The sequence below is a fragment of the Burkholderia pulmonis genome, from assembly GCF_984667975.1.
Genome location: NZ_OZ480186.1, coordinates 3041803 through 3067041, shown reverse-complemented (window position 1 = coordinate 3067041; position 25239 = coordinate 3041803). Strand labels below are relative to the sequence as shown.

Here is a 25239-nt window from a genome sequence, read left to right as displayed (position 1 = left end):
CACCAGGGCCACGCCATCATGACCGATACTCATCGCCACGCACTCGAACAATGGACGTTCGACGCGTGGCCGCCGGCCGTCGTCTCGCTGTTCGACGGCACCGCGCCCGAGCGCCACGCCGACCTCGCCGCGTCGCTGATCGTCGCGACCGAGGACGGCCAGTTGCGCACGACGCTGCTCGGCGTCGGCGAGATCTATGCACACGATGCGCGTACGCTGCTGATCGCGTTGTGGCCGCAGTCGCGGGCGGCGCGCGCGATCGCGCAACGGCGCACGGCCGCGTTGACGCTCGTCGCGGACGGTGCGTTCTTTCAGGCGCAACTGGAGCTGGTGCCGCTCGAAGGCGACTTCGGCGGACTGGCCGGATTCGCTGCGACGATCGCGCATGGCGATGCGCAGCGGGTCGGCTATGCGCGTCTCGCGACTGGCGTCACGTTCACGCTGGAAGGGGAGCGCGCCGCGGTGCTCGCGCGCTGGCAACGCCAGATCGAGCACCTGCAGCGCGCGGCCGCGCGGCTTCAGTGACCGCGCTGGCCGCTGCGCGACGAACGGTTGCGGTTCGGATGCGCAGCATTGCCGTTTGCCGTGCGAGCGCCGTTGCCGCCGCCGGCCGGACGTCCGCCGTTGCCGCCCGTGCCGCCTTGCGTGCGCGGCTTCGCGGCCTTCTGCTGCGTGGCTTTCGGTTGCGCGTTGCCGTCGCGTTTCGCGGCCGGCTGGCCTGAGCCGCCGGCACGCGGCTGGCGATTGCCGCCGCCACCGCCGCTGCCGCCGCCGCGCGGCTGTTGCTGCCCGCGACGCTGCTGGATCGGCTCCGGCTTCACGTTCGGATCGGGTTCGAAGCCCGCGATCACTTCCTGCGGAATCTCGCGCTTGATCAGCCGTTCGATGTCGCGCAGCAGCTGCTTCTCGTCGACGCACACGAGCGACACGGCTTCGCCGGTCGCGCCTGCACGGCCCGTGCGGCCGATCCGGTGCACGTAATCTTCCGGCACGTTCGGCAGGTCGAAGTTGACGACGTGCGGCAGCTGGTCGATGTCGATCCCGCGCGCGGCGATATCGGTCGCGACGAGCACCTGCAGCGTGCTGTTCTTGAACTCGGCCAGCGCGCGCGTGCGGGCCGACTGGCTCTTGTTGCCGTGGATCGCCATCGCGCTGATGCCGTCCTTCGTCAGCTGTTCGGCGAGCCGGTTCGCGCCGTGCTTGGTGCGCGTGAACACGAGCACCTGGAACCAGTTGTGTTCGCGGATCAGGTGCGTGAGCAGCTCGCGCTTGCGATCGCGGTCGACCGGGTGGATCTTCTGCGCGACGCTTTCGGCGGTCGTGTTGCGGCGGGCAACCTCGATCAGCGCGGGCGAGTCGAGCAGGCTGTCGGCGAGCGCCTTGATTTCATCGGAGAAGGTAGCCGAGAACAGCAGGTTCTGGCGCTCCGGCGGCAGCTTCGCGAGCACGCGCTTGATGTCGTGGATGAAGCCCATGTCGAGCATCCGGTCCGCTTCGTCGAGCACGAGGATGTCGAGATTCGACAGGTCGATGGTCTTCTGCTGCATGTGGTCGAGCAGGCGGCCCGGCGTCGCGACGACGATGTCGACACCGCGCTTGAGCGCATCGATCTGCGGATTGATGCTGACGCCGCCGAACATCACGGTCGAGCGCAGCTTCACGTACTTGCTGTACGCACGGACGCTTTCCTCGACCTGTGCGGCGAGTTCGCGCGTCGGCGTGAGGATCAGCGCGCGGACCGCGCGCTTCGCGCCGCGATTGTCGGCGTAGAACGTGTGCAGGCGCTGCAGGATCGGCAGCGTGAAGCCGGCGGTCTTGCCGGTGCCGGTCTGCGCGCCGGCGAGCAGGTCGCCGCCGCCGAGGACGGCAGGGATCGCCTGCAGCTGGATGGGAGTCGGCGACGTGTAGCCGAGCTCATTGACCGCCTTGACCAGCGGTTCGGCCAAGCCGAGAGATTCGAAAGACATAGTTACCACTCTTGAGTTTTATGATCGGCGACGCGTCGCGCGGCCCGCGCGGAAAAGCTGCATCGCAAAAATGCAAAAGGGCGCGGCCGCGGTTTCCCGCAGCCGCGCCCCGTTTGTGTCAGCCGCTTCTTAGTCGAGCGGCGCGGAACGCAGGTCGCTCACCTGTTGCGGCGAGATCGGCGTACCGTTGTTACCCCAAGACATCCGGATATACGTGACAACCGCCGCGACTTCCTGGTTCGACAGCGACTGCGCGAACGGCGGCATCCCGTAAGGACGCGGATTCTTGAACGTGCTCGGCGGATAGCCGCCATTCAGCACCATGCGGATCGGGTTGACTGCCGATTCCATCATGATCGAGTGGTTGCCCGCGAGCGGCGGATACGCCGGCGGCTTGCCCGAGCCGGTTGCGGCGTGGCAGGTCGCGCAGTTGTCCGCGTAGATCTTCTTGCCCTGGTCGAACAGCGCGTTGCCGAACTGCTTTGACGGCTCGTACTGCATGTTCTTCGGCGCTTCAGCCTTCTGCGGGATCGACTTCAGGTACGTCGACATCGCGCGCGTATCTTCGTCGCTCATGTACTGCAGGCTGTTGTGGACCACGTCCGCCATCGGGCCGAATACCGCGCCCTTGTTCGACACGCCGGCCTGCAGCAGGTCGGACAGCTCCTGCACGTGCCAGTCGCCGAGGCCGAGTTCCTTGTCGTTCGTCAGCGACGGCGCATACCAGTTCTGCAGCGGAATCAGGCCGCCGGCAAACGCCGACGAGCTCACCGGGCCGCCCATCATGTTGATCGACGTGTGGCACATCGAGCAGTGGCCGAGGCCTTCGACGAGGTACGCGCCGCGGTTCCATTCGACCGACTTCGTCGGATCCGGCTTGTACTCGCCTTCCTTGAAGAACAGCGTGCGCCAGCCGATCAGCAGGTTGCGGTTGTTGAACGGGAACTTCAGTTCGTGCGGACGGCTCGGCACCGACACCGGCGCGACCGAGCGCAGGTACGCGTAGATCGCGTCCGAATCCGCGCGCGTGACCTTCGTGTAGCTCGCGAACGGGAAGCCAGGATACAGCAGGCTGCCATCCTTCGAGCGACCCGTGTGCATCGCGCGGTAGAAGTCGTCCGACGTCCACTTGCCGATACCGTTCTGGTCGTCCGGCGTGATGTTCGGCGTGTACATCGTGCCGAACGGCGTCGCCATCGGCAGGCCGCCCGCGAACGACTTGCCGCCGCGCACGGTGTGGCACGCGATACAGTCGCCGACGCGCGCGAGGTATTCGCCCTTCTTGATCAGCGCGGCCTGGTCGGCCGGCGTGGCGGCCACGGCGGCAGCGCCGTGCAGCGTGTCGTTGCCCGGCCACAGGACCGGCACGAGGGCGGCAGCCGCGACGATCGCGACGGCCGAGAGTGCAAACAGGGACTTGCGTTTCATTGTGTCTGTCTCCCTTGCCTTATTGCGGTTCGCTGCCGCAGGCGAGCGGAGTCTTCATCGAACGCGCCGGTGCCGGCACGGGGTTGGCGGGCGCCGGTTGCGCAGCGAGCCACGCGGTCACGGCCGTCACGTCTTCGTCGGAAAGCTTCGAAGCGATGTCGTGCATGCAATCCGGTGCCTTCGCGTGGCGGTTGCCCGAGCGCCATGCGCCGAGCTGTGCGCTCAGGTAATCGGCGTGCAGGCCGACGAGGCCCGGGATCGCCGGCTGCATGCCGGTCAGGCCCGCGCCGTGGCAGGCCACGCAGGCCGGCAGCTTGCGGGACGGGTCGCCCTGCGTGACGATCTGCTTGCCGCGTGCGAGCGTCGCGGCCGGCAGCGTCGGCTTCGCCGGCGTCGGGTACGGCGGACGTTCGGCCGAGAAATGCTCGGCGATTTCGCGCAGGTAGTCGTCGTTCAGGTACGTCAGCAGGTAGTTCATCGGCGGGTACTTGCGCCGGCCGTCACGGAAGTTGACGAGCTGGTTGTACAGGTACTCGGCCGGTTTGCCGGCAAGACGCGGGAAATAATCGTTGTCCGTGCCCTGGCCGTGGACGCCGTGGCATGCGGTACAGCCGCGCACGCGCTCGGCCATGGTATCGGGTGCCTTGAGCGGCGCCTGCTGGGCGTGCGCTTGCTCCGTGGGCTTGGTCTGCGCTTGAGCAGCGCTCATAAGGCCCGCGCCGCCGATCATCAGAACGGCGAGAAGCGGACGGAAGAGGCGTCTTGAAGACACACGAGACTCCATGTTTATTCGTCGGGGACCTGTCCGGGCTACGATCGGCTCGGCGCGTGGACGGCAGGACAGCAGGGCTGCTGCGACGCGGCATTCTATCATCGATGGGTAATGACGGCTATTTGGCAAAAGAACATCGGTTCCTGTCTGTTTGCGACTTGCGACAATTTGACGCGCATTAGCGCGTCGTCGTGTGAACCGGCGTGCGTTTTCACCATCGAAGACCGTACACTCGCGGGTCGCGCGGCGCCGCCTCCGCCGCAGGTCCAGTCATTTCTCCCGTTTCCGGATTCATCGATGACGTTTTCTACCGTGCCGTTGCCTTCCTCACGCTGTCCGTTCCGTTGCCGCCGCGCTGCCGGCCCGTCGCTGCCGGGAGGGTGTGCGCGATGAAGTTCGACAGCTTGTGGATCGGTCAGGTCGCGCTCGCGGCGCTGATGGACGCCGCGTTCGCGATGGCGGTCGGCTCGGCGCTGCTCAAGGCGTGGCTCGGCAAGGACGGCGCGCGGCCGGTCATCGCGCCGTCGCATCCCGCGTGGCTGCGTGCGCAACATTCGCTGGTCGCGGCGGCGCTGGCGCTGGTGCTCGCGGATCTCGGCTGGCTCGTCTACGAGGCCGCGACGATGAGCGGTGCGGGGCTCGGCGGCGCGTTCGCCGCGATTCCCGTCATGCTGACGCAGACGCACACGGGCTTCGCATGGAGCGTCGCGTTCGCCGGTGCCGTGGTGCTCGCGTTCGTTGCGCTGGCCAAGCCGGACGGCCCGGTCGCGCATGCGCTGCTGTGGCTCGCGGTGATCGTCGTCGCGGCCGGCAAGGCGTCGCTCGGCCATGCGGCCGATACCGGCGCGCTGTCCGCGGCGGTCGGCGTGCAGACGCTGCATCTGCTCGCCACCGCGGTGTGGGGCGGCCTCGTGCTCGCGGGCGGGCTCGCGGTGCTGCCGGCGCTCGGTTCGTCGGTCGCGCGCGGCGCGTTGATCCGCATCGGCCAGCACCTGTCGCGCACGTCGATCGTCGCGGTCGTGTTCGTGCTCGGCACGGGGGTGCTCAATGCGATCCGCGGGCTCGGCGGTTCGCTCGCGCCGCTCGACGGCAGCACGTGGGGCCGCGTGTTGCTGCTGAAGCTGCTGCTCGTCGCGCTCGCGCTCGTGCTCGGCGGGCTGAACCGTTTCTCGGCGCTGCCGCGCCTGCGTCGCACCGCGTCGACCGAGGACGCACACACGTTCCGCAACATCCTGCACCTCGAAGGGATGACGATGATCGGCGTGTTCATCGCGGCCGCCGTGCTGTCGTTCAGCGTGCCGGGGTTCGCGGCGCTCGGCTGACCGCGGGTTCTGCGCGGGCAGGAGGTGAAGCTCCCGCCGACGCCCCGCGGATCGCGGAAGCAAAAACGGCCGCCTGTCGGGCGGCCGTGTCGAAGCCGGTGCGCGGCACGATCGTCGCGCATTCCGTCTCACCTCATCATCACCATTCCGCGACGCTGCCGTCCGCGTGGCGCCACACCGGGTTGCGCCAGCGGTGGCCCGTCTTCGCCATCTCGCGCACCTTCTCCTCGTTCACGTCGATGCCGAGCCCCGGGCCCTGCGGGATCCCGACGAAGCCGTCCTCGTAGCGGAATACCTCGGGGTTGCGCAGGTAGTCGAGCAGGTCGTTGCCCTGGTTGTAGTGGATGCCGAGGCTCTGTTCCTGGATGAACGCGTTGTAGCTGACCGCATCGAGCTGCAGGCACGCGGCGAGCGCGATGGGCCCAAGCGGGCAGTGCAGCGCGAGCGCGACGTCGTAGCTCTCCGCGAGCGTCGCGATCTTGCGGCACTCGGTGATGCCGCCCGCGTGCGACGCGTCGGGCTGGATGATGTCGACGTAGCCGCCCGCGAGGATGTGCTTGAAGTCCCAGCGCGAATACAGCCGCTCGCCGAGCGCGATCGGCGTGTTGGTCTGGTTGACGATGTCGCGCAGTGCCTCGGCGTTCTCCGACAGCACCGGCTCCTCGATGAACATCAGCTTGTACGGGTCGAGCTCCTTCGCGAGCACCTTCGCCATCGGCTTGTGCACGCGGCCGTGGAAGTCGACGCCGATCCCGACGTGCGGGCCGACCGCGTCGCGCACGGCCGCGACGTTCGCGATCACCTGCTCGACCTTGTCGTAGGTATCGACGATCTGCAACTCCTCGGAACCGTTCATCTTCACGGCCTTGAAGCCGCGCTCGACGACCGCGCGCGCGTTGTTCGCGACGTCGCTCGGCCGGTCGCCGCCGATCCACGAGTACACCTTGATGCGATCGCGCACCTGGCCGCCCAGCAGTGCGTGCACGGGCACGCCGTGATGCTTGCCCTTGATGTCCCACAGCGCCTGGTCGACACCGGCGATCGCGCTCATCATGATCGGGCCGCCGCGGTAGAAGCCCGCGCGGTACATCACCTGCCAGTGATCCTCGATCAGCAGCGGATCGCGGCCGACGAGGTAGTCGGCCAGTTCCTGCACGGCAGCCTCGACCGTGTGCGCGCGGCCCTCGACGATCGGCTCGCCCCAGCCGACGATGCCCTCGTCGGTTTCGATCTTGAGGAACAGCCAGCGCGGCGGGACGACGAAGGTTTCGAGGCGGGTGATTTTCATGACGCGAGTCTCCATGGTTGACCGGCGCGGCCGCCCAGGCGCGGCGCACGGTCGCGTGCTTTCGCGGTTATCCTAGCGTAGTCGAATAAAAAATAGTATTAATAGCATTATTGTGCAGATAGTGGGCAGCCGGCCTGCCGGCTCAACGGAGAACGATCATTCAACGCGACCTGCATGGACAGACGGCCTTCCGGCTCGCGACGGCGATCCTGCGCGGCGACTATCCGCCCGAATCGCTGCTGCCGAGGGAGCCCGACCTGATGGAGATGTACGGCGTGAGCCGCACGGTGATGCGCGAGGCGCTGCGTACGCTGACGTCGAAGGGGCTGGTCGAATCGCGGCCGAAGGTCGGCACGCGCGTGCGGTCGCGCCGTGCGTGGAACCTGCTCGATGCCGACCTGCTCGACTGGTACGCGCGCGTCGCGCCGCCGCTCGCGTTCGCGCTGAAGCTGCAGGAGATGCGCGAGATGATCGAGCCGTATGCGGCCGCGCTGGCCGCGCGCACGCATACGCCAGAGGCGTACGCCGCGATCGAGGGCGCGGCGCGTGCGATGGCCGCCGCGCGCACTGTCGACGAGTGGGTGCGCGCCGACCTGCGCTTTCACCTGAGCGTGCTCGAGGCCGGCGGCAATGAGTTGCTGGTGCCGCTCGGCGCGCTGATCGACCGCACGCTCGAGGCGCAACTGCACCTGAACGCGCGCCGGGCCGACGTCTACAACGCGTCGCTGGCCGAGCACGTGGCCGTCAGCGACGCGATCCGCGTGCGCGACGAGGACGGTGCGCGCCGCGCGATGGCGACGCTGCTCGCGGTGACGCGCGCACGGATCGAGATGTCGTGACGGAAAGGGGCGGGCGGCGAAGCGCCGTCACGCGTTCGCGCAGCCGCCCGGCTTGACGATGCGTTCCGTCGACGCCGGGTACTTCGCGAGCAGGCTCGCCGAGCGCCGCGGGCGGGCGACCAGGTCGCCGCCGCAGTTCGGGCAGCGGCCCTTCAGCACGTCGTCGGCGCAGGTTGCGCAGAACGTGCATTCGAACGTGCAGATGCGTGCCTCCGCCGAATCGGGCGGCAGGTCCTTGTCGCAGCATTCGCAGCCGGGGCGCAGTTCGAGCATGACGGTTTTCCTTGGTTGGACAGGGTCGGGACGGGCGCCGCCGGGCATTGCGTGCGGCGCATGCGAGCGTTACTGTACGCGTTTGGATCGGCCTGGCCAACGGCGTCCCGCCCGGGTGCCGTCGATGCGCACGGGCCGCACCGGGAGACGACCATGCTTTATCGCGGAAGCTGTCACTGCGGCGACGTGAAGTTCGAGGCGGAAGGCGACCTGCAGGGCGTGATGGCGTGCAACTGCTCGATCTGCCAGCGCAAGGGCGCACTGATGTGGTTCGTGCCTCGCGATCACATGACGCTGCTCACGCCGGAAGAAAATCTCGCGACCTACATGTTCAACAAGCACGTGATCAGGCACCGCTTCTGCAAGCGCTGCGGGATTCACACGTTCGGCGAGGGCGCGCAGCCGGACGGCACCGCGATGGCCGCGATCAACGTGCGCTGTGTCGAGGGCGTCGATCTCGACGCGCTGCCCGTCACGCACTACGACGGCCGCTCGCACTGAGCGGCACACCGGCGCGTCCGCCCGCGCGCCGCGATCAGGACGGTTGCACGGCAGCCGCGCCCGGCGCAGGCGTTTCCGCTTGCGGCGCGGGGCCCGCGGTGCGCGTGCCGGCGTCGGCCGGGCGTTCGATCAGCGGCGCGAGCGCCGGTGCCATCGACTTCAGCAGCTGGACGGCCATCGCGCTCGTGAAGTCGTAGCGGGCCGCATACGGCTCGTGTGCGGTCGCGGTCAGGACCCCGAAGAACCGGTCGCCGATCACGAACACGAACGTACCGCTGCGGTTGACCTTGCGCGACTCGATCAGCCGCGCGCCGCGCGCATAGACGTTGAAGCGCTGGTCGCCCGTCCCCGTCTTGCCGTACACGTCGAGCGTCTTGCCGTTCGGCAGCGTGAGCCCGCCCGCGAGGCGGCGCGCGGTGCCGTTGAGCACGACGTCGCGCAGCAGCGTGTGCGCCACGTTGACGATTTCCGGCGACAGCATCGGCTGAGGCTGTGCGGCCGCGCGCACGAAGCGCGTTTCGTACGGCGTGCCCTTCGCGAAATCGAGCCGCGTGATCGTCTCGGTCGGCGCCTTCTGGCCGCCGTTCGCGACCAGGCCGATCAGTTTCGCGAGCGCGTCGGGCTGGTCGCCCGATGCGCCGATCGCGGCCGCGTAGGACGGCGTGACTTCCGCGAACGGGTAGCCGAGCGCGCGCCACGCCTTCGTGATCTCCGCATACGCGCGCAGCTCGACCATGCGGCGGATGCGCCGGTCCTGCGTCCCGTGGTAGCGCGTCTTGTACAGCCACGAGTACGTGTAGAAGCGCGCGTCGCGGCTGTCGCGCTGGACGTCGGCGAGCGACGCGGCCGGGTGGGCGCGCAGGTAGTTCAGTGTCCACAGCGCGAGCGGATGCACGCTCGCGATGTAGCCGCGGTCGTTGAGGTTGAAGCGGTCGATCGCGTACTTCGCGTAGAGCGCGGCGAGATCGTCGTCGGACAGCGTCGCGGCCGGCGTTCCCTTCAGTTGGGCGCGCATCTGCGCATCGAACCAGGCGAGCGATTCGTTCGGCGCGACGCTGCGCAGCACCGTCGCGATCTTCGGCGGCGACTTGCGCACGTCCTGCAGCATCAGCGCGAGTGCGTCGTCGGGCGCCTTGCCCGCATAGCGCGTGTAGTAGCGCTTCACGTAGACCTGGCTTTCGCCGTCGACGAACTGCTCGAGGTAATGCTTGCGCTGTTCGGGATCGCCGAGCCACGACGACGACGGGCCCGCCGCCTTCAGCATTTCGTAGTGGACGATGTCGCGCATCAGCCGTACGAACACGAGGTTCACCGAGTGCTCGAACGCCGCGTGCAGCGTCATGATGCGGCCGTTGTCCGACTTGTCGAAGTTCGAGAACACCTGCGCGCCGCCGCCCGTGTAGAACACGTCGGGGCTTGCCGAATACTTGCGTTCGACCGCCGCGTCGAGCATCGCCTGCAACGAGCGGTCGCGCGTATGCGACAGGTAGTCGAGCGCCCAGTGCGACAGCCCGTCGATCGGGTCGGGTTTCACGCGTGCGAGCTCCGCATTCGACAGGTTCGCATAGCGCGCGTGCAGGTCGGACACGATCTGCAGGTACGTGATCAGCGTGCGCAGTTTCGCGGTCGAGCCCAGGTTGATGCGGCCGCCGCGATTCACGTCGAACGGTTCGTTCACGCTGTCGGTCTGCACGCGCAGCAGGTTCGCGCCGTTGCGATGTTCGTACAGCGTGAAGCTGTACGTGAGGTGCGACGGGTCGTCCTTTGGCGCGAGCATCTCGAAGCCGTACAGGCCGGCTGCCTGCGCGCCGTCGCGCGTCGACGCCTGCGCGAGCCGCTGGGCGACGGCCTGCTGCACGCCGTTGTCGAGCGTGCTCGTCGCCTGCAGGTCGAGCTGGTCGAGCTGGTACAGGTCGCTGATGCCGAGTGCCGACAGCAGCGACGCACGCGCGGACGTCACGGCCTTGCGCGACACGAACGACTGCACGTGCGCGGCGGCCGGCGGCGCACTGCGTTCGATCTGCGCGGCGAGCGCGGCATCGCGCAGCGCGGGCGAGATCACGCCGCCGCTCGACAGCAGCCGCAGGTAGCTGTCGGTCAGCTTCTGCAGTGCCGGATAGCCGCGGTTGAGGAAGTACGACGGCGCGCGCTGCGCGATGATCAGCGACAGCACCTCGCGGAACGTCTTGCCCTGTTCGTCGACGTTGTCGCCGGTGGTCGGCGCGGACAGGATGCGGTTCACGTCGTTGAAGTCGCGGCCGTACCACGCGGCGAGACCGTCGCCGATGCCGGTGATTTCGCCGATATGCGGGCGGGCGGCGAGCGGCACCGAGTTCAGGTAGCGCACGACGATCGTGCGGCGCGCGAGCATCGTCTGCGGGCCGTTCAGGTACGCGCGAACCGACGCGGACGCGATCTGCCGCAGCTTCTCGGGCGGCGTCGCGGTGCGGCCTTCGGGCGAATGGCGGAACTTCTCGATCTGCGTCGCGAGCGTGCTGCCGCCCGGGCGCGCCTGGTGGCGATTGACGACGTGCAGCGCCTGGTCGGCGAGCGCGCGGCTGAAGCGCCCCCAGTCGATTGCCGGGTTGCGGTTCGGCTCGCTCGCGTCGAGCAGGTAACGATCCTCGATGAACAGCAGCGAATCGGTGATCACGCGCGGCACCGTGTCGAAGTCGGGATAGACGCGCTGCGGGAACACGGTCGCGAACAGCGGCGAGCCGGTCGAATCGAACAGCATCAGGCCCGCCTGGTCTTTCTCTTCGTAAGGGAGGAACAACCCGCGATCGCCGAGCGACAGCATCCGCTGCGAATCGCGCGCCTGCTTGCTCACGACGAAGCCGCGTGCGAGCAGGCGCTGCTGGAACGACGGAATCATCGCGTAGCCGAAGCGCTGGTCGTACGGGCCGTTCGCGGGGAAGCGGATGTGATCGCTCGGGCCCGTTTCGACCGTGTAGCCGACGTCGCGGGTGAGCTCGGACAGGTAATGCGCCTGCATCCGGGATGTTTCGATCTCGGTCTGCACGAGCCGCGCCACGATCGCCACCGCGATCAGCAGTGCGGCGAGCAAAGACCACTTGACCCACGTCCAGACCGATGCGAGACCGGTCACGCGCGGCAGGATACGATTCAGCGGCCGATTCATGGCGGCGTCTCCCTGAGGGCGCGGGTTGTCCGGCCGCACCCCATTAAGGATTAGTGTAGTCCTCCGCAGCGGGCTGCCAAGGGCGGTCGACTACCGAGATGCGCGGATGCAACGCGCGTGCCTGCGATGCCCGGCAGCTTGCGTTGCGGTGCGGTGGTGCGCGCCGTCGCGGCGTAACGTTTGCGCGTTTCGCGCGGCAACCGCCGCATGGCAGGGGTGTCGGTCGACAGGTCCGCGCGGCCGGGCCGGCAGACGATGCACGGGTTTCGTGCGTCGCCGCATGGTCGCAATTCGGGCCGGAACCCGTACGCGAAACGGCTGTTGCTGCCCGGCGCCGCTACGGGTTTCCGCGATAGCCGCGCGCGTCGGCGACGGGTAGGATCGCCGGATGTGCGGCCCATTTCCGCTCACGCCCGGAGTCCCATGACGATCCATCCCGTCGCGCTTGGTTGCACGGCCATCCTCGGGCTGCTGCTGTTCGGGCTCGGGCTCGTCGTGTCCGTCACGCGCTTTCGGCACACCACCGGATCCGGGTGCGCGCCCGACCCGACGAACGGGCTGCACAAGGTCGTGCGGGCGCACGGCAACACGGCCGAATACGCGCCGTTTCTCGCGGTGCTGTTTCTCTATTTCGGCGCGCACGATCCGTCGCGCGCGATCCTGGCGCTGATCGTCGCGGCAACCGCGTGCCGTTGCCTGCTGGTGATCGGCCTGCTCGCGTGGCCGACGATGGCCAACCCGAATCCCGTACGTTTCATCGGCGCGCTCGGCACGTATCTGTGTGGCGCCGCGCTGTGCATCGCGCTGTTCGTCTGAGCGGCGCCGCTACCGCCACAGCGGCTTTGCGCGGTCGTGCCGGCGCGCTGCCTCGACGAAGCAGTGGATCAGGTAGTCGCAGGCCAGCGTGTTCAGCGCATCGCGGCGCGTGAGCACGCCGGAGCGCGGATCGGCATGCGGCACAGGTTCTGACGGGCGCGGGGGCATCCGGCGGGCGATCGCCGCGGGCGGTGATATGCTCGCGGAAGGCCCGCGACCGACGGGCGGATTCCGATTGCCCGTGCGCGGCCGTATTGCCCGTTGCGCGGCGTTTCCGAGGGAAGAAGACATCATGAGCCGCAAATTCATTCTGAAGGGCGATACGACCGACCACGGCGGCGTCGTGCTCGAAGGGATCGCCAATTCGTCGTTCGACGGACGCGAACTCGCGTATCTCGGCGCGCCGGTGTTCTGCGCGACGTGCAAGTCGCCGGGCGTGATCGTGTCGGACGGCGGCGAACGGACGATGACGGTGATGGGCAAGGTCGTCGCGCTCGAACACGACCTGTGCCAGTGCCTGTGCACGCCGCAGCCGAAACTGATCGCGTCGCAGGCAACGGGGACGATCACGGGGTGAAGCCCGACGCGCGTCGTCGGTGTATGGCAGCTACCTGCCGTCAGACGCTGCCTTCCGTTTCGATCACGAGGACGCGCGCTACGCCGAGCGGATGTGCGACATGCTCGGTACCTGCCGTCGCGTGGAAGACGTCGCCCGTCTCGAGCACCGTCGCGTGCTCGACGCCTGCCTCTCGGTAGCGCATTTCGACGCGGCCATCGAGCACCGTGAATACCTCCTCCCCGTCGTTCACGTGCCAGCGATACGGTGCATTGGTCCAGTGCAGCCGGACCGTGATGCCGTTCAGGTTCGCGATGTCGAGTGCGCCCCATGCACGCTCCGCCGTGAATTCTGCACTCCGGATGATGTTCATCGGGGTGTTCTCCGGCGAGCGCATTCAGCGCGACATCTCGCGCAGCGCCTGTTCGATGATCTGCTTGCGCTTCGCGAAGCCGGCCGCCGATCGCTCGGTGACGCGTTTCAGGACCGACGCCGGCGCCGTGTCGGGCGAGCCGGCGTCGAACGGCGGCGCGGGCGCGTATTCGAGCTGCAGCTGGATCGCCTGCGCCTCTTCGTCGCCGACCAGTTCCGCGGCGATCGTCAGTGCGAAGTCGATGCCTGCCGTCACGCCGCCGCCGGTGATCAGGTTGCCGTCCCGCACGACGCGCTCGCGAACGGGCACCGCGCCCAGCGGTTCGAGCAGCGAGTGGAAGGCCCAGTGCGTCGTCGCGCGCCGCCCGCGCAGCAGGCCGGCCACGCCGAGCACCAGCGCACCCGTGCAGACCGACGTCACGTAGCGCGCGGTGGCCGCGCGTTGCTGCACGAAAGCGATCGTGTCGGCATCGAGCAGCAGGTCGTTGACTCCGATCCCGCCCGGAATGCAGATCACGTCGAGCGGCGGGCAGTCGTCGAACGTGCAGGTCGGCGCGAGCGCGAGGCCGCTGCTCGACGCGACCGCGTCGCGCGATTTCCAGACAAGGTGGACGGTTGCGTCGGGCAGCGACGCGAGCACGTCGTGCGGGCCGGTGAGGTCGAGTTGCTGGACGCCCGGAAACACGAGAAAGCCGATGTGCAGGGTCATGCGAAAACTCCGAGTGGAAGTGACAGGCGCCGTCGCCGGCACGGGATGGACAGATCGATTCTAGGCGCGTAGTGTTTGGCGAAATTGCCATATCACCCACGTTTTCAGCCAATCGCCATGCCTGCCGCCCCGCGCTCGATTCTGGTCCTCGCGTTCCACCGTGCGCAGTTGCTCGACGTGACGGGGCCGCTGCAGGTGTTCGCGTCCGTCAACGAGCTCGCGCTGGAGCGCGGGCAGCCGGCGCCCTATGCGCCGCGCGTCGTTGCGGTTGAAGCGGGGCCTGTCGAGACGTCGTCGGGCCTCGTCGTGATGGCCGAGTCGCTGCGTTCGGCCGCGCGCCAGCCCGATACGCTGATCGTCGCCGGCGGCAAGGGCGTGCATGCGGCATCGAAGGATGCACAGGTCGTGCGCTGGGTGCGGCAGCAGGCCGGGCGCGCGCGGCGCGTGGCGTCGGTCTGCACCGGTGCGTTCCTGCTCGCGGAGGCCGGCCTGCTCGATGGACGGCGCGCGGTCACGCACTGGGCGCGCTGCGACGAATTCGCGGCGCGCTACCCGAACGTGCGCGTCGAATCCGACCCGATCTTCATCCGCGAAGGTGCACTGTGGACGTCGGCCGGCGTGACGGCCGGCATCGATCTCGCGCTCGCGCTGGTCGAGGAGGATCTCGGGCGCGCGATCGCGCTCGACGTCGCGCGCGAACTCGTCGTGTTCCTGAAGCGCCCCGGCGGACAGGCGCAGTTCAGCGCGATGCTGTCGATGCAGCGCACCGACGACCGGTTCGGCGAGCTGCACGCGTGGATGGCCGAGCACCTGACGGCCGACCTGTCGGTGCCCGCACTGGCCGAGCGCGTACGCATGAGCGAGCGCAGCTTCGTACGCCACTATCGCGCCGGTACCGGTCGCACACCGGCGCGGGCGGTCGAGCAGATCCGCGTCGAGGCCGCGCAGCGCCTGCTCGGCGAAACGGCATGGCCGGTCAAGCGGATCGCCGCGCGTTGCGGCTTCGGTTCGGAGGAGACGCTGCGGCGCAGTTTCGTGCGTGTGCTGGGCGTGTCGCCGCAGGGCTATCGCGAGCGCTTCGTGCGGTGAGTCACGGGGCGTGACCGGGGCCGGAGCGGTTGCTGTCCGATTCGTCCGAAACTGAACGAAAACCGGTCGGTTTCCAGTCCGAAATGCCGAAACTATTCAGGATCGGAGAACAATAGACGGGGGCTTGTGCCGGGCCTGCCGCGCGCTCTATTCTGTTCCGTTGGCGATTCGATGGGGGATGCAGCATGGACCGAATCCAGGCAATGGAAGTTTTTACTCGTGTGGTCGACGCGAACAGCTTTACGCGGGCAGCCGACACGCTCGCGATGCCGCGCGCGTCGGTGACGACCATCATCCAGAATCTCGAGGCGCTGCTCGGCGTGCGCCTGATGCACCGGACGACGCGCCGGTTGTCGCTGACGCCGGAGGGCGCCGCGTACTACGAGCACTGCATGAAGATCATCTCGGAAATCGCGGAAGCCGACGCGAGTTTCCAGGCCGGCAACCGCAAGCCGAGCGGCGTGTTGCGCGTCCACATGCCGAGCTCGCTCGGGCGGCGCATCGTGCTGCCGTCGCTGTCGATTTTCCGGCAGCGCTATCCGGACATCACGCTCGAGCTGGGGTTGTCCGACCGCTACGTGGATCCGGTCGAGGAGGGCATCGACTGCATGATCCGGATCGGGCCGCTCGAGGATTCGTCGATGGTCGCGCGGCGCATCGGGATGCTGAAGCGCGTGACCTGCGCGTCGCCCGATTACCTCGCGCGTCACGGCGAACCGCACGAGATCGCCGATCTCGCCGAACACCATGCGGTGAATTTCCGTTCTAGCCACGGCGCGCGCGCGGTTCCGTGGGTGTTCATGATCGACGGCAAGCCGTTCGAGGTGCGGATGAACGCGAGCGTGACGGTCAACGATTCGGATGCCTACGTGACCTGCGGGCTCGAAGGTTTCGGGATGATCCAGCCGACGCTGTTCATGGTGCTGCCGAACCTGCTCGACGGCTCGCTGGTGGAGGTGCTGCCGGACTGCAATCCGAAGCCGAAGCCGATCTCGATCGTCTATCCGCACAACCGGCATCTGTCGCAGAAAGTGCGTGTTTTTGCCGACTGGATCGCGGAGGTGTTCGAGTCGACGCCGGCGCTGGAGGGCGGGGAGGACTGGCGCGGACGGGTGGGGGCGCAGGGGGCGACGTTGCAGAGGGGCGCGGTGGCGGCGTAGTGCAACGCGTGGCATGCGACCTGCGCATCGATGCGCAGGTGCGCTGCGCTGGTGAGGCGGCCGGGTGCCGACTTGGCGGCGCAATGAGGCGAATCGTCCGGCGCGCCGCCGGCTTTCCGGTTGCTGCGAAAAATCTGCATCGAGGCAATCCGGCCCGGGGCGGCCGGGTTCCTGATAAACCCGACAGTTATCTTTTAATCGACGGATTCGTTAAATTCGCGCGGTGGCTTTTCGCCTCCGGCGAACGGCGCGGCAAGGTTGGCTGTCGAGCTGAAAAATAATCAACGACTACCGGGGAAACGATGTCGAGGTCCATGACGTTCATTCGACGCCTGGCGTGCGTGGCGTGCACGCTGGCGCTCGGCGCGTGCTCGAACGACTGCGGCAATTTGCTTTCCGGCAGTCATTCCACGTCGTGCACGATTGCCTGGGGTGCGGCAATGGTCGCTGTCGCGCCCGTTGCACTGGTGTCCGGCGCCATCGATGATCACCGGCAGAATGCGCGCGAGGAGGAAACCTGGCGGCGTTGGAAAGCGGGGGATCCGCCGGTCGTTGCACAGTGCGTCGTGGACTGTCGATTGCCGTTGCACGTGACGCAGTCCGACTCGGGCGAGTATGAGCAGCTTTTCGCGCACAGTCTCGACGAGATCATCGCGTGGTGGGGCGAGCACCCGACGCCCGGCCAGCTCCCGGTCGTGGCCGTGGCGTACAAATACAAGGGGCAGCGCCTGATGCAGTCGGATCCCGCTGCGGCTGAAGCCTATCTGCGCAAGGCGGCCGTCATGGTGGCCGAGCCGGCCATGGCCGAAGGCCTCGAATCGGACTACTTTCCGATGGGCGTCGTACTGAACAACAAGCGGTACTACGAGAAGGCGGCACAGGGAGTCCAGGAAAGCCTGATGATCCTGCGGTTCAAGAGCGACGGCGCCAGCGCTTTCAGGTGTCAGCCCATTGCGGCATGGCCGCCGAGTTACCCGGTGAATCTGGATGATGCGTGCGATCGCGCCTATCAGCGGCTTTACGATCCTGATTTCAAGACGATTTCCTATCAATATCAGCGTATCGACAATGTCTATGAACCGGTTCAGCCGAAGTAGCGCGCGGGGCACGGATCGGCTGTGTCCCGTCTGGCAATCGGGGGCGACTGGCACGGGTTCGATGAAATGACGGCGCGCGTCATCGCGGCATTGTTCGGTTCGACGCTGGCCGGCGTGACCCATGTGCAGGCGCCGGCATCGGCCAACGTAGAGAATCCGGATTCTCGCGCTGCGGCCATTCAGCGTGCCTTCAGCCCGGCTGTTCGTATCGATGAGTACAAGTCGCGCATCGATTTCGATCGGAATTTCGCTACGGACGAGGGCCGGATGATTGTCGCTTCGACTGGCGCAGGTTCGCGAAGGAGCGCATTCCCGGCCTCATGGCATTGAAGATCGACAACGACGAATTGCGCGTCGATGAAACGGCCCGCTCAAGGATATCCGCGAGTACGTATTCAACGGGCGGTTCGTGTCCGGTTCCCCGGCCGATGCGGTTCGCGTCTTGGTCAACGTTTGCAGGCGCTGGCAGAGGCGCATACGGCCAACGCGATGTAATCGGGGAGAGGGCTCTCTGCGAGAAGCAGCGCTGGAGCTGCGACGCAATGAAAAAAGCCGCTGTTTCTTTCGAAACAGCGGCTTTTCGCATTTGGTGGCGAATCAGGGATTCGAACCCCGGACCTGCGGATTATGATTCCGTCGCTCTAACCGACTGAGCTAATTCGCCGTGAAGAATCAAATTATGTAGATATACCGTCGGGCTGTCAACAGCTTTTTCCACCTTCCGTGAAAAAAGCGGCCAGCCGGCCCGTGGCGACCTGACGGCAGGGCGGGTTGCGGGCCGCCGGAACGCCCGTCCGGCAACCGCTCCCCGCCCGCCCGGCAAACATCAATCCTGCGCGTAGATGTCCGAGTCCTTCGTCTCCTTGACGAACAGCAAGCCGATCACGAACGTGGCCAGCGCGATCACGATCGGATACCAGAGGCCCGAATAGATGTTGCCCTTCGCCGCGACGATCGCGAACGCGGTGGCCGGCAGGAAGCCGCCGAACCAGCCGTTGCCGATGTGATAGGGCAGCGACATCGACGTGTAGCGGATCCGTGTCGGGAACATCTCGACCAGCATCGCGGCGATCGGGCCGTAGACCATCGTCACGTAGATCACGAGGATCGTCAGGATCACGATCGTCATCGGCCAGTTGAGCTGCGCCGGATCGGCCTTCGCCGGGTAGCCGGCTCCCTTCAGCGTCGACGCGAGCGTCTTGTCGAACGCCGCGCCCTGCGCCTTCGCGTCGGTCGCCTTGCCGTCGTAGGTCTGGATCACCGTGTCGCCGACCTTGATCTCGGCCATCGTGCCGGCCGGCGCCGCGACGTTCTCGTAGTTCAGGCCGGCCTTCGCGAGCGCGCCCTTCGCGATGTCGCACGAGCTGGTGAACTTCGACGTGCCCACCGGGTTGAACTGGAACGAGCAGGTATCCGGATCGGCGACGACCGTGATCGGCGCCTTCTGCGTCGCGAGTTCGAGCTGCGGGTTCGCGTAGTGCGTGAGCGCCTTGAACAGCGGGAAGTACGTCAGTGCCGCGATCAGGCAGCCCGCGAGGATGATCGGCTTGCGGCCGATCTTGTCCGACAGCGAACCGAAGAACAGGAAGAACGGCGTGCCGATCAGCAGCGCGATCGCGATCAGGATGTTCGCGCTGGCCCCGTCGACCTTCAGCGTCTGCGTGAGGAAGAACAGCGCGTAGAACTGGCCCGTGTACCACACGACGGCCTGGCCGGCCGTCAGGCCGACGAGCGCGAGGATCACGATCTTCAGGTTCTTCCACTGGCCGAACGCTTCAGTCAGCGGCGCTTTCGACGTCTTGCCTTCCGCCTTGATGCGCAGGAACACCGGCGATTCGTTCAGCTGCATCCGGATCCACACCGACACGGCGAGCAGCAGGATCGACGCGACGAACGGCACGCGCCAGCCCCAGCTGCCGAACGCTTCCTCGCCGATGAACGTGCGCACGCCGAGGATCACGAGCAGCGACAGGAACAGGCCGAGCGTCGCGGTCGTCTGGATCCAGGCGGTGTAGAAGCCGCGACGGTTCGCCGGCGCGTGTTCGGCGACGTAGGTCGCCGCGCCGCCGTACTCGCCGCCGAGCGCGAGACCCTGCAGCAGCCGCATCGCGATGAAGATCACGGGCGCGGCGATGCCGATCGACGCATAGCCGGGCAGGAAGCCGACCACGAACGTCGAGATGCCCATGATCACGATCGTCACGAGGAACGTGTGCTTGCGGCCGACGAGGTCGCCGAGCCGGCCGAACACGATCGCACCGAACGGCCGCACCGCGAAGCCGGCGGCAAAACCGAGCAGCGTGAAGATGAACGCGGCGGTCGGATTGACGCCGGAGAAGAAGCTCTTGCTGATGTAGGCCGCGAGCGAGCCGGCCAGGTAAAAGTCGTACCACTCGAACACGGTGCCGAGCGACGACGCGAAGATCACCTTCTTCTCTTCGCCCGTCATCGGCGAGTGCGAAATTTGCCCGCCTAACGTTGCCATGAATCGTCTCCAAGTCCCTTGATATAGATGTGCGGCCGCCTTGGGTGGGCGGGCCTGTCGACGATTATTGGCACGGAAACTTACGGCGTACTGACTCGCGCCTACAAAACGACTGCGCGTTAACCCGCGCCGAATCGGCCGCTTCTCGTGTCGATTGTGGCGCGAACATCCGGTAAATCGCCGGTTTCGACGCAGTTGCGCCGCGCTGCGGCGGCGCGCGTCAGGGTTAATCCGGGGCGGTGCCGGCCATCGGCAGGCTGATGCGCACGAGCGTGCCGGCGAGGCGTGGCGTGCGCTGGTAGACGTGATCGTCGAGCGTCAGCGTGCCGCCGTGTTGCGTGGCGATCTCGCGCACGATCGCGAGCCCGAGGCCGCTGCCGTCGCCTTCGCGGCCGAGGATCCGGTAGAAGCGCTCGACGACGCGCTCGCGTTCGGCGGCCGGGATGCCGGGGCCTGTGTCTTCGACTTCGAGGTGAACGAACCGCGCTGCCGGATCGGCATGCACGCGCACGGTGATGCGGCCGCCTTCGGGCGTGTAGCGGATCGCGTTGTCGATCAGGTTGCCGAGCATCTCGCGCAGCATCACCGGATTGCCGTCGACCTCGAGCGGTGCGTCGTCGGGCGGCCCTTCGTAGCCGAGGTCCATCCGCTTCGCGAGCGCGGCCTGCACCCAGTCGCGCACGGCGCGCCGCGCGAGCGCGGCGATCTCGACCGGCTCGAACGTGAGCCCGCTCGCGCGGTTTTCGGCGCGCGCGAGCGCCAGCAGTTGCGTGACGAGCCGCGCGGCCTGTTCGGAGCTCGTCGCGATCTGTTCGAGCGAGCGCTGCACGTCGGGCGGGACGGGGTGGCGCAGCGCGAACTCGGCCTGCGTGCGCAGGCCCGCGAGCGGCGTCTTCATCTGGTGCGCGGCGTCGGCGATGAAGCGTTTTTGCAGCGCCATGTTCTGTTCGAGGCGCGCGAGCAGGTCGTTGAACGACGTGACGAGCGGCTCGATCTCGGGCGGCGCGCGCTGCGCCTCGACGGGCGACAGGTCGTCGGGCCGCCGGGCGCGGATGTGCGCCTGCAGCGCATTGAGCGGCGCGAGCCCGCGCGACAGCCCGAACCAGACGAGCAGGATCGCGAGCGGCAGGATCACGAACTGCGGGAGGATCACGCCCTTGATGATGTCGTTCGCGAGCGCGTTGCGCTTGTCGAGCGTCTCGCCGACCTGCACGAGCACGGGCTGCGTGCCGCTCGACTGCGGCAGCGCGACCGTCGTATAGGCGACGCGCACGTCGTTGCCGCGCAGCAGGTCGTCGCGGAACACGACGACGCCGGGCGGCGGGCGGTCCTCGTCGCGCGGCAGCGGCATGTCGGCCTCACCGGCAACCAGTTCGCCGCGCGTGCCGAGCACCTGGAAGTAAACGCTGTCGACGTTGTCCGCGCGCAGGAAATCGCGCGTCTGTTCCGGCAGCGTCAGCTCGGCGACGCCGTTGACCGGATGAATCTGCCGCGCGAGCACGTACGCATTGGTTTCGAGCGCGCGGTCGAACGGGCTGTTCGCGATCGTCTTCGCGACGAGATAGGTGACGGCGATGCTCATCGGCCACAGCAGCAGCAGCGGCGCGAGCATCCAGTCGAGGATTTCGCCGAACAGCGAGCGCGGGCGCGGCGTTTCGGGCGATTCGATTTCGTCGGGCGGCGCGAACGGGTTTTCGTAGCGCGCGTCGCGCGCATCGTCGGCGGCCGACGACGATGCGCCGGTCGGGTGGCGGGAGTGGGCCGGCGTGGCCATCGCGGCGACGCCCGGTGTCAGCGCAGCGGCGTGCCGGCCAACGCGGGCTGGGGCGCTGTCGTGTCCGCCGGCGCGGCGGGCGCGACCTTCTCGAGGCAATAGCCGAGGCCGCGCACGGTCGAGATCCGCACGCCGCTCGGTTCGATCTTCTTGCGCAGCCGGTGCACGTAGACTTCGATCGCGTTGTTGCTGACTTCCTCGCCCCATTCGCACAGGTGATCGACGAGCTGCTCCTTCGACACGAGCCGGCCGATCCGCTGCAGCAGCACCTCGAGCAGGCCGAGCTCGCGCGCGGAGAGATCGAGCACGTGATCGTTCGCATACGCGATGCGGCCGACCTGATCGAACGCGAGCGAGCCGTGGCGCACGACGGTCGGGCCGCCGCCCGCGCCGCGCCGGGTCAGCGCGCGCACTCGTGCCTCGAGCTCGTTGAGCGCGAACGGCTTGGCCATGTAATCGTCGGCGCCGAGGTCGAGCCCCTTCACGCGTTCGTCGACGCTGTCGGCGGCCGTCAGGATCAGCACGGGGAGGTTGGAATTGCGGGCGCGCAGGCGCTTGAGCACGTCGAGCCCGGACATTTTCGGCAGCCCGAGATCGAGGATCAGCAGGTCGAAAGTCTGCATCGACAGGGCGGTATCCGCATCGACGCCGCTCTTCACGTGATCGACGGCATAGCCCGACTGGCGGAGTGACCGGGTGAGGCCGTCCGCGAGTATGCTGTCGTCTTCGGCGATGAGAATTCGCATGTTGCTGACCGATGGCCGGCAGGGCGTTCGCGCCGGCGCGGCTGTCTCCGAAGTGATTCGTGTACAACGCAGCCTGCATTGCGGGCTTGCATAAAACACTGTTTTTTTATACAGTGTCTGCATTCGTGGCGGCGCTTGAAAGCGGGCGCGCCTCTTACAGACGCTGCTCATCATAGCAAAGGACGATTCATGGAAGATAGCAAGAAGGGCTCCGGGATGACCGCCGAGAAGAGCAAGGCGCTGGCGGCCGCACTCGCGCAGATCGAGAAGCAGTTCGGCAAAGGGTCGATCATGCGGATGGGCGACGGCGACGCAGCCGAAAACATCCAGGTCGTCTCCACGGGCTCGCTGGGTCTTGACATCGCACTGGGCGTCGGTGGCCTGCCGCGCGGCCGTGTGGTCGAGATCTACGGTCCGGAATCGTCCGGTAAAACCACGCTCACGCTGCAGGTCATCGCCGAACTGCAGAAGCTGGGCGGCACCGCAGCGTTCATCGACGCCGAGCACGCGCTCGACGTTCAATATGCCGCGAAGCTCGGCGTGAACGTGCCGGAGCTGCTGATCTCGCAGCCGGACACCGGCGAGCAGGCACTTGAAATCACCGACGCGCTGGTGCGCTCGGGCTCGATCGACATGATCGTCATCGACTCGGTCGCGGCGCTCGTGCCGAAGGCCGAAATCGAAGGCGAGATGGGCGATTCGCTGCCGGGTCTGCAGGCCCGCCTGATGTCGCAGGCACTGCGCAAGCTGACCGGCACGATCAAGCGCACGAACTGCCTCGTGATCTTCATCAACCAGATCCGGATGAAGATCGGCGTGATGTTCGGCAACCCGGAAACCACGACGGGCGGCAACGCGCTGAAGTTCTACTCGTCGGTGCGTCTCGACATCCGCCGGATCGGCTCGATCAAGAAGAACGACGAGGTGATCGGCAACGAAACCCGCGTGAAGGTCGTCAAGAACAAGGTGTCGCCGCCGTTCCGCGAAGCGATCTTCGACATCCTGTATGGCGAAGGCATTTCGCGTCAGGGCGAGATCATCGATCTCGGCGTGCAGGCGAAGATCGTCGACAAGGCGGGCGCCTGGTACAGCTACAACGGCGAGAAGATCGGCCAGGGCAAGGACAACGCGCGTGAATTCCTGCGCGAGAATCCGGAAATCGCACGCGAGATCGAGAACCGCATCCGCGAATCGCTCGGTGTCGTCAGCATGCCCGATGGCGTAGCCAACGAAGCCGAGGCGCTGGACGAAGAAGAGTAATGGTTGTGCGCCGAGGTCAGGCTGGCGAGCCGGAGGAGAGCGACGCGCCCGAAGGGGCGGGTCGCTCCGGCCGGCGAGCCGGATCCTCGGGCGCCGACCGACGGGGCGCAGGCAGCCATGCCGCGAACCGCACCGCGACGAGGGCATCCGACGATGCCCTCGTTTCGTTTGAGATTGCCGCACCGGACGATCCGTTCGCCGACGATGAATCGTTCGACGCACACGACCGCTCCCGCCGTCGCGTGTCCGGTGTCAGCTTCCCGGGCGATCGCGCAGGCGATGTATCGGCGCCGGCGAGGGAAGACGTCTATACACGCAGCAGCCAGCATCCGCGTCGCACGCGCCGTGCGTCCGGCGCTTCTTCCAGTACTTCGTCGGGTGACGCTCCGGGCGCGACCGAACGCAAGTCGTCGAAGCCGCAACGTTCCTTGAAGGGGCGCGCGCTCGGCTATCTGTCGAGGCGCGAATACAGCCGTACGGAGCTCGCGCGCAAGCTCGCGCCCTACGTCGGCGAAGACGAGTCCGTCGACCCGGTGCTCGATGCGCTGGAACAGGAAGGCTGGCTGTCCGACGCGCGCTTTGCCGAGAGCCTCGTGCATCGCCGCGCATCGCGCGTCGGCGTCGCGCGCATCGTCAGCGAACTGAAGCGTCATGCGGTCGGCGATACGCTCGTCGAGGAAGTGAACGCGCAGTTGCGCGAGACCGAATGGACGCGTGCGCAGGCCGTCTGGCGCAAGAAATTCGGTGCACTGCCGCAAACGCCGGCGGAACGTGCGAAGCAGGCGCGCTTTCTCGCCGCACGCGGCTTCTCGAGCGCGACCATCGTGAAGTTGCTGAAAGTCGGCGACGATTTCCCGATCGACGATTGACCGGCCCGGTCGCGCGCGTGGCGCGCGATTTTGCTGCAATGCAACCACTTCCGGGCAGGCGGGAATACCCGCCGTCGCGTCGAACTGTCTCAAATACCCAATATGCTAAAATCCATGGGTTTTCCTCTTCGGCCTCAACCTCCAGCATGCCGCTATCCGAGCCCGTGCCCCGTCAGTTGCGACATCGACGCGCAATCCGAGCGGAAGCCTACGAGCGCGGCGATGGCTTGTGGGACATTGAAGCCTGCCTGACCGACCACAAGCCGCGCGATGTCGCGCTTGCGTCGGGCATCCGGCCCCAGGGCCTGCCGATCCACGAACTCTGGCTGCGCGTGACCATCGATCGTGACCTCAATGTCGTCGACGCCGAAGCGTCGTCGGAATGGGTGCCCTATCCCGGTCACTGTCAATCCGCTCCTCCTGCCTATCGGGCCCTTATCGGGCTCAATCTCTTCCGCAATTTCCGCCGCAACGCGAACCGGCTGCTCGCCGGCGTCGCAGGCTGCTCCCATCTCACCGAACTGTGCGCCGTGCTGCCGACGGCAGCGATCCAGGCGTTCGCCGGTGATGTGTGGAATGTGCGCGAAGAGGGCGGTGAAGGGCCGGATCACGACGGCGTGCACGCCGAACCGCCGTTCCAGCTCGGCCGCTGCCGTGCGCTGCGATTCGACGGCGAGGTCGTGCGGCAGTACTACCCGCGGTGGTATGGCCCGCTCCGGCCGGATATGCCCGGTGATGGCAGCACGAAGGAATGAACGGAAATCATTCGAAGAA

General features: G+C 67.1%; 25 protein-coding genes and 1 tRNA gene. 13 read left to right on the top strand and 13 right to left on the bottom strand.

The features are described from left to right. Positions 1 to 18 precede the first annotated feature (18 nt). Entirely contained in the window at positions 19 to 525 is a 507-nt protein-coding gene (locus AC5LXK_RS14245) for a hypothetical protein (protein ID WP_493389388.1), read from the top strand. Here the strand turns inward: AC5LXK_RS14245 and AC5LXK_RS14240 are convergent. The 3 genes from AC5LXK_RS14240 to AC5LXK_RS14230 all read right to left on the bottom strand — a co-directional run bounded on the left by AC5LXK_RS14240 (position 519) and on the right by AC5LXK_RS14230 (position 4179). Continuing rightward, positions 519 to 1967: a DEAD/DEAH box helicase gene (locus AC5LXK_RS14240; RefSeq protein WP_493389387.1), complete on the bottom strand. Its 1449-nt coding sequence runs from the start codon at positions 1965 to 1967 to the stop codon at positions 519 to 521. The two genes, AC5LXK_RS14245 and AC5LXK_RS14240, sit on opposite strands and share 7 nt — an antisense overlap. A 129-nt stretch (positions 1968 to 2096) precedes the next feature. Further along, positions 2097 to 3395: a c-type cytochrome gene (locus AC5LXK_RS14235; RefSeq protein ID WP_493389386.1), complete on the bottom strand. Its 1299-nt coding sequence runs from the start codon at positions 3393 to 3395 to the stop codon at positions 2097 to 2099. 19 nt (positions 3396 to 3414) lie between these two features. After that, positions 3415 to 4179 (bottom strand): c-type cytochrome, encoded by a 765-nt coding sequence (locus AC5LXK_RS14230; protein WP_493389385.1) that lies wholly within the window; start codon positions 4177 to 4179, stop codon positions 3415 to 3417. Between the two features lie 377 nt (positions 4180 to 4556). Here AC5LXK_RS14230 and AC5LXK_RS14225 point away from each other — a divergent pair, with 377 nt between their 5' ends. Then, a complete protein-coding gene (locus AC5LXK_RS14225) occupies positions 4557 to 5489 on the top strand; it encodes a copper resistance D family protein (protein WP_493389384.1) in 933 nt (310 codons plus the stop codon). Positions 5490 to 5628: 139 nt separating this feature from the next. Here AC5LXK_RS14225 and dgoD read toward each other — a convergent pair whose 3' ends face one another. Continuing rightward, entirely contained in the window at positions 5629 to 6777 is a 1149-nt protein-coding gene (gene dgoD / locus AC5LXK_RS14220; RefSeq protein ID WP_493389383.1) for a galactonate dehydratase, read from the bottom strand. A gap of 134 nt (positions 6778 to 6911) precedes the next feature. Here dgoD and AC5LXK_RS14215 point away from each other — a divergent pair, with 134 nt between their 5' ends. After that, the gene (locus tag AC5LXK_RS14215) at positions 6912 to 7616 is read left to right on the top strand and encodes a FadR/GntR family transcriptional regulator (RefSeq protein WP_493391226.1); all 705 of its coding nucleotides are present in this window, start codon (positions 6912 to 6914) and stop codon (positions 7614 to 7616) included. A gap of 27 nt (positions 7617 to 7643) precedes the next feature. Here AC5LXK_RS14215 and AC5LXK_RS14210 read toward each other — a convergent pair whose 3' ends face one another. Continuing rightward, a complete protein-coding gene (locus tag AC5LXK_RS14210) occupies positions 7644 to 7889 on the bottom strand; it encodes a DUF1272 domain-containing protein (RefSeq protein WP_493389382.1) in 246 nt (81 codons plus the stop codon). 153 nt (positions 7890 to 8042) lie between these two features. Between AC5LXK_RS14210 and AC5LXK_RS14205 the strand changes: the two genes are divergently transcribed. Next, complete coding sequence (locus tag AC5LXK_RS14205; protein ID WP_493389381.1) at positions 8043 to 8390, top strand: GFA family protein; 348 nt, start codon at positions 8043 to 8045, stop codon at positions 8388 to 8390. Positions 8391 to 8424: 34 nt separating this feature from the next. On the opposite strand, the gene AC5LXK_RS14200 is transcribed toward AC5LXK_RS14205, so the two are convergent. Continuing rightward, the gene (locus AC5LXK_RS14200; protein WP_493389380.1) at positions 8425 to 11532 is read right to left on the bottom strand and encodes a transglycosylase domain-containing protein; all 3108 of its coding nucleotides are present in this window, start codon (positions 11530 to 11532) and stop codon (positions 8425 to 8427) included. Positions 11533 to 11955: 423 nt separating this feature from the next. On the opposite strand from AC5LXK_RS14200, the gene AC5LXK_RS14195 reads away from it, so the two are divergent. Then, positions 11956 to 12348: an MAPEG family protein gene (locus AC5LXK_RS14195; RefSeq protein WP_493389379.1), complete on the top strand. Its 393-nt coding sequence runs from the start codon at positions 11956 to 11958 to the stop codon at positions 12346 to 12348. 9 nt (positions 12349 to 12357) lie between these two features. On the opposite strand, the gene AC5LXK_RS14190 is transcribed toward AC5LXK_RS14195, so the two are convergent. After that, entirely contained in the window at positions 12358 to 12492 is a 135-nt protein-coding gene (locus tag AC5LXK_RS14190; protein WP_493389378.1) for a hypothetical protein, read from the bottom strand. Positions 12493 to 12640: 148 nt separating this feature from the next. Here AC5LXK_RS14190 and AC5LXK_RS14185 point away from each other — a divergent pair, with 148 nt between their 5' ends. Beyond that, positions 12641 to 12925, top strand: a complete 285-nt coding sequence (locus AC5LXK_RS14185) for a PAAR domain-containing protein (protein WP_493389377.1) — start codon at positions 12641 to 12643, stop codon at positions 12923 to 12925. 40 nt (positions 12926 to 12965) lie between these two features. On the opposite strand, the gene AC5LXK_RS14180 is transcribed toward AC5LXK_RS14185, so the two are convergent. Together AC5LXK_RS14180 and AC5LXK_RS14175 are read right to left on the bottom strand one after the other, a co-directional pair. After that, complete coding sequence (locus AC5LXK_RS14180; protein ID WP_493389376.1) at positions 12966 to 13277, bottom strand: cupin domain-containing protein; 312 nt, start codon at positions 13275 to 13277, stop codon at positions 12966 to 12968. A 24-nt stretch (positions 13278 to 13301) separates the two neighbouring features. Then, complete coding sequence (locus AC5LXK_RS14175; RefSeq protein ID WP_493389375.1) at positions 13302 to 13985, bottom strand: DJ-1/PfpI family protein; 684 nt, start codon at positions 13983 to 13985, stop codon at positions 13302 to 13304. A 117-nt stretch (positions 13986 to 14102) separates the two neighbouring features. On the opposite strand from AC5LXK_RS14175, the gene AC5LXK_RS14170 reads away from it, so the two are divergent. The 4 genes from AC5LXK_RS14170 to AC5LXK_RS14155 all read left to right on the top strand — a co-directional run bounded on the left by AC5LXK_RS14170 (position 14103) and on the right by AC5LXK_RS14155 (position 17661). Next, on the top strand, positions 14103 to 15074 hold the full coding sequence (locus tag AC5LXK_RS14170; RefSeq protein WP_493389374.1) for a GlxA family transcriptional regulator: 972 nt from the start codon (positions 14103 to 14105) through the stop codon (positions 15072 to 15074). Between the two features lie 185 nt (positions 15075 to 15259). Next, positions 15260 to 16234, top strand: a complete 975-nt coding sequence (locus AC5LXK_RS14165; RefSeq protein WP_493389373.1) for a LysR family transcriptional regulator — start codon at positions 15260 to 15262, stop codon at positions 16232 to 16234. 314 nt (positions 16235 to 16548) lie between these two features. Further along, positions 16549 to 17331 carry a hypothetical protein gene (locus tag AC5LXK_RS14160; protein ID WP_493389372.1) on the top strand — a complete coding sequence of 261 codons (783 nt, stop codon included), beginning with the start codon at positions 16549 to 16551 and terminating at the stop codon, positions 17329 to 17331. Between the two features lie 21 nt (positions 17332 to 17352). Beyond that, positions 17353 to 17661, top strand: a complete 309-nt coding sequence (locus AC5LXK_RS14155; RefSeq protein WP_493389371.1) for a hypothetical protein — start codon at positions 17353 to 17355, stop codon at positions 17659 to 17661. Between the two features lie 257 nt (positions 17662 to 17918). Here the strand turns inward: AC5LXK_RS14155 and AC5LXK_RS14150 are convergent. The 4 genes from AC5LXK_RS14150 to AC5LXK_RS14135 form a co-directional block, all read right to left on the bottom strand. Next, positions 17919 to 17995, bottom strand: a tRNA-Met gene (locus AC5LXK_RS14150). Positions 17996 to 18157: 162 nt separating this feature from the next. Further along, entirely contained in the window at positions 18158 to 19816 is a 1659-nt protein-coding gene (locus AC5LXK_RS14145; protein WP_493389370.1) for an MFS transporter, read from the bottom strand. A gap of 226 nt (positions 19817 to 20042) precedes the next feature. Continuing rightward, positions 20043 to 21590 (bottom strand): sensor histidine kinase, encoded by a 1548-nt coding sequence (locus AC5LXK_RS14140; RefSeq protein ID WP_493389369.1) that lies wholly within the window; start codon positions 21588 to 21590, stop codon positions 20043 to 20045. A gap of 17 nt (positions 21591 to 21607) precedes the next feature. Next, positions 21608 to 22336: a response regulator gene (locus AC5LXK_RS14135; protein WP_493389368.1), complete on the bottom strand. Its 729-nt coding sequence runs from the start codon at positions 22334 to 22336 to the stop codon at positions 21608 to 21610. 189 nt (positions 22337 to 22525) lie between these two features. Here AC5LXK_RS14135 and recA point away from each other — a divergent pair, with 189 nt between their 5' ends. From recA to AC5LXK_RS14120, 3 genes are all read left to right on the top strand, one after another. Further along, on the top strand, positions 22526 to 23596 hold the full coding sequence (recA, locus tag AC5LXK_RS14130; protein WP_493389367.1) for a recombinase RecA: 1071 nt from the start codon (positions 22526 to 22528) through the stop codon (positions 23594 to 23596). Next, a complete protein-coding gene (gene recX / locus AC5LXK_RS14125; protein ID WP_493389366.1) occupies positions 23596 to 24465 on the top strand; it encodes a recombination regulator RecX in 870 nt (289 codons plus the stop codon). The genes recA and recX overlap by 1 nt, the downstream gene beginning before the upstream one ends. A gap of 146 nt (positions 24466 to 24611) precedes the next feature. After that, positions 24612 to 25220 (top strand): DUF2889 domain-containing protein, encoded by a 609-nt coding sequence (locus AC5LXK_RS14120; RefSeq protein WP_493389365.1) that lies wholly within the window; start codon positions 24612 to 24614, stop codon positions 25218 to 25220. Positions 25221 to 25239: the final 19 nt, after the last annotated feature.

Bases quoted from the DNA above. Each gene is read 5' to 3' on its own strand.
- AC5LXK_RS14230 (WP_493389385.1), bottom strand. From the start codon at position 4,179: ATGGAGTCTCGTGTGTCTTCAAGACGCCTCTTCCGTCCGCTTCTCGCC.
- AC5LXK_RS14200 (WP_493389380.1), bottom strand. From the start codon at position 11,532: ATGAATCGGCCGCTGAATCGTATCCTGCCGCGCGTGACCGGTCTCGCA.
- AC5LXK_RS14240 (WP_493389387.1), bottom strand. From the start codon at position 1,967: ATGTCTTTCGAATCTCTCGGCTTGGCCGAACCGCTGGTCAAGGCGGTC.
- AC5LXK_RS14175 (WP_493389375.1), bottom strand. From the start codon at position 13,985: ATGACCCTGCACATCGGCTTTCTCGTGTTTCCGGGCGTCCAGCAACTC.
- AC5LXK_RS14120 (WP_493389365.1), top strand. From the start codon at position 24,612: ATGCCGCTATCCGAGCCCGTGCCCCGTCAGTTGCGACATCGACGCGCA.
- AC5LXK_RS14145 (WP_493389370.1), bottom strand. From the start codon at position 19,816: ATGGCAACGTTAGGCGGGCAAATTTCGCACTCGCCGATGACGGGCGAA.
- dgoD (WP_493389383.1), bottom strand. From the start codon at position 6,777: ATGAAAATCACCCGCCTCGAAACCTTCGTCGTCCCGCCGCGCTGGCTG.
- AC5LXK_RS14235 (WP_493389386.1), bottom strand. From the start codon at position 3,395: ATGAAACGCAAGTCCCTGTTTGCACTCTCGGCCGTCGCGATCGTCGCG.
- AC5LXK_RS14170 (WP_493389374.1), top strand. From the start codon at position 14,103: ATGCCTGCCGCCCCGCGCTCGATTCTGGTCCTCGCGTTCCACCGTGCG.
- AC5LXK_RS14225 (WP_493389384.1), top strand. From the start codon at position 4,557: ATGAAGTTCGACAGCTTGTGGATCGGTCAGGTCGCGCTCGCGGCGCTG.
- recA (WP_493389367.1), top strand. From the start codon at position 22,526: ATGGAAGATAGCAAGAAGGGCTCCGGGATGACCGCCGAGAAGAGCAAG.
- AC5LXK_RS14195 (WP_493389379.1), top strand. From the start codon at position 11,956: ATGACGATCCATCCCGTCGCGCTTGGTTGCACGGCCATCCTCGGGCTG.
- AC5LXK_RS14210 (WP_493389382.1), bottom strand. From the start codon at position 7,889: ATGCTCGAACTGCGCCCCGGCTGCGAATGCTGCGACAAGGACCTGCCG.
- recX (WP_493389366.1), top strand. From the start codon at position 23,596: ATGGTTGTGCGCCGAGGTCAGGCTGGCGAGCCGGAGGAGAGCGACGCG.
- AC5LXK_RS14165 (WP_493389373.1), top strand. From the start codon at position 15,260: ATGGACCGAATCCAGGCAATGGAAGTTTTTACTCGTGTGGTCGACGCG.
- AC5LXK_RS14245 (WP_493389388.1), top strand. From the start codon at position 19: ATGACCGATACTCATCGCCACGCACTCGAACAATGGACGTTCGACGCG.
- AC5LXK_RS14185 (WP_493389377.1), top strand. From the start codon at position 12,641: ATGAGCCGCAAATTCATTCTGAAGGGCGATACGACCGACCACGGCGGC.
- AC5LXK_RS14205 (WP_493389381.1), top strand. From the start codon at position 8,043: ATGCTTTATCGCGGAAGCTGTCACTGCGGCGACGTGAAGTTCGAGGCG.
- AC5LXK_RS14135 (WP_493389368.1), bottom strand. From the start codon at position 22,336: ATGCGAATTCTCATCGCCGAAGACGACAGCATACTCGCGGACGGCCTC.
- AC5LXK_RS14160 (WP_493389372.1), top strand. From the start codon at position 16,549: ATGACGTTCATTCGACGCCTGGCGTGCGTGGCGTGCACGCTGGCGCTC.
- AC5LXK_RS14180 (WP_493389376.1), bottom strand. From the start codon at position 13,277: ATGAACATCATCCGGAGTGCAGAATTCACGGCGGAGCGTGCATGGGGC.
- AC5LXK_RS14140 (WP_493389369.1), bottom strand. From the start codon at position 21,590: ATGGCCACGCCGGCCCACTCCCGCCACCCGACCGGCGCATCGTCGTCG.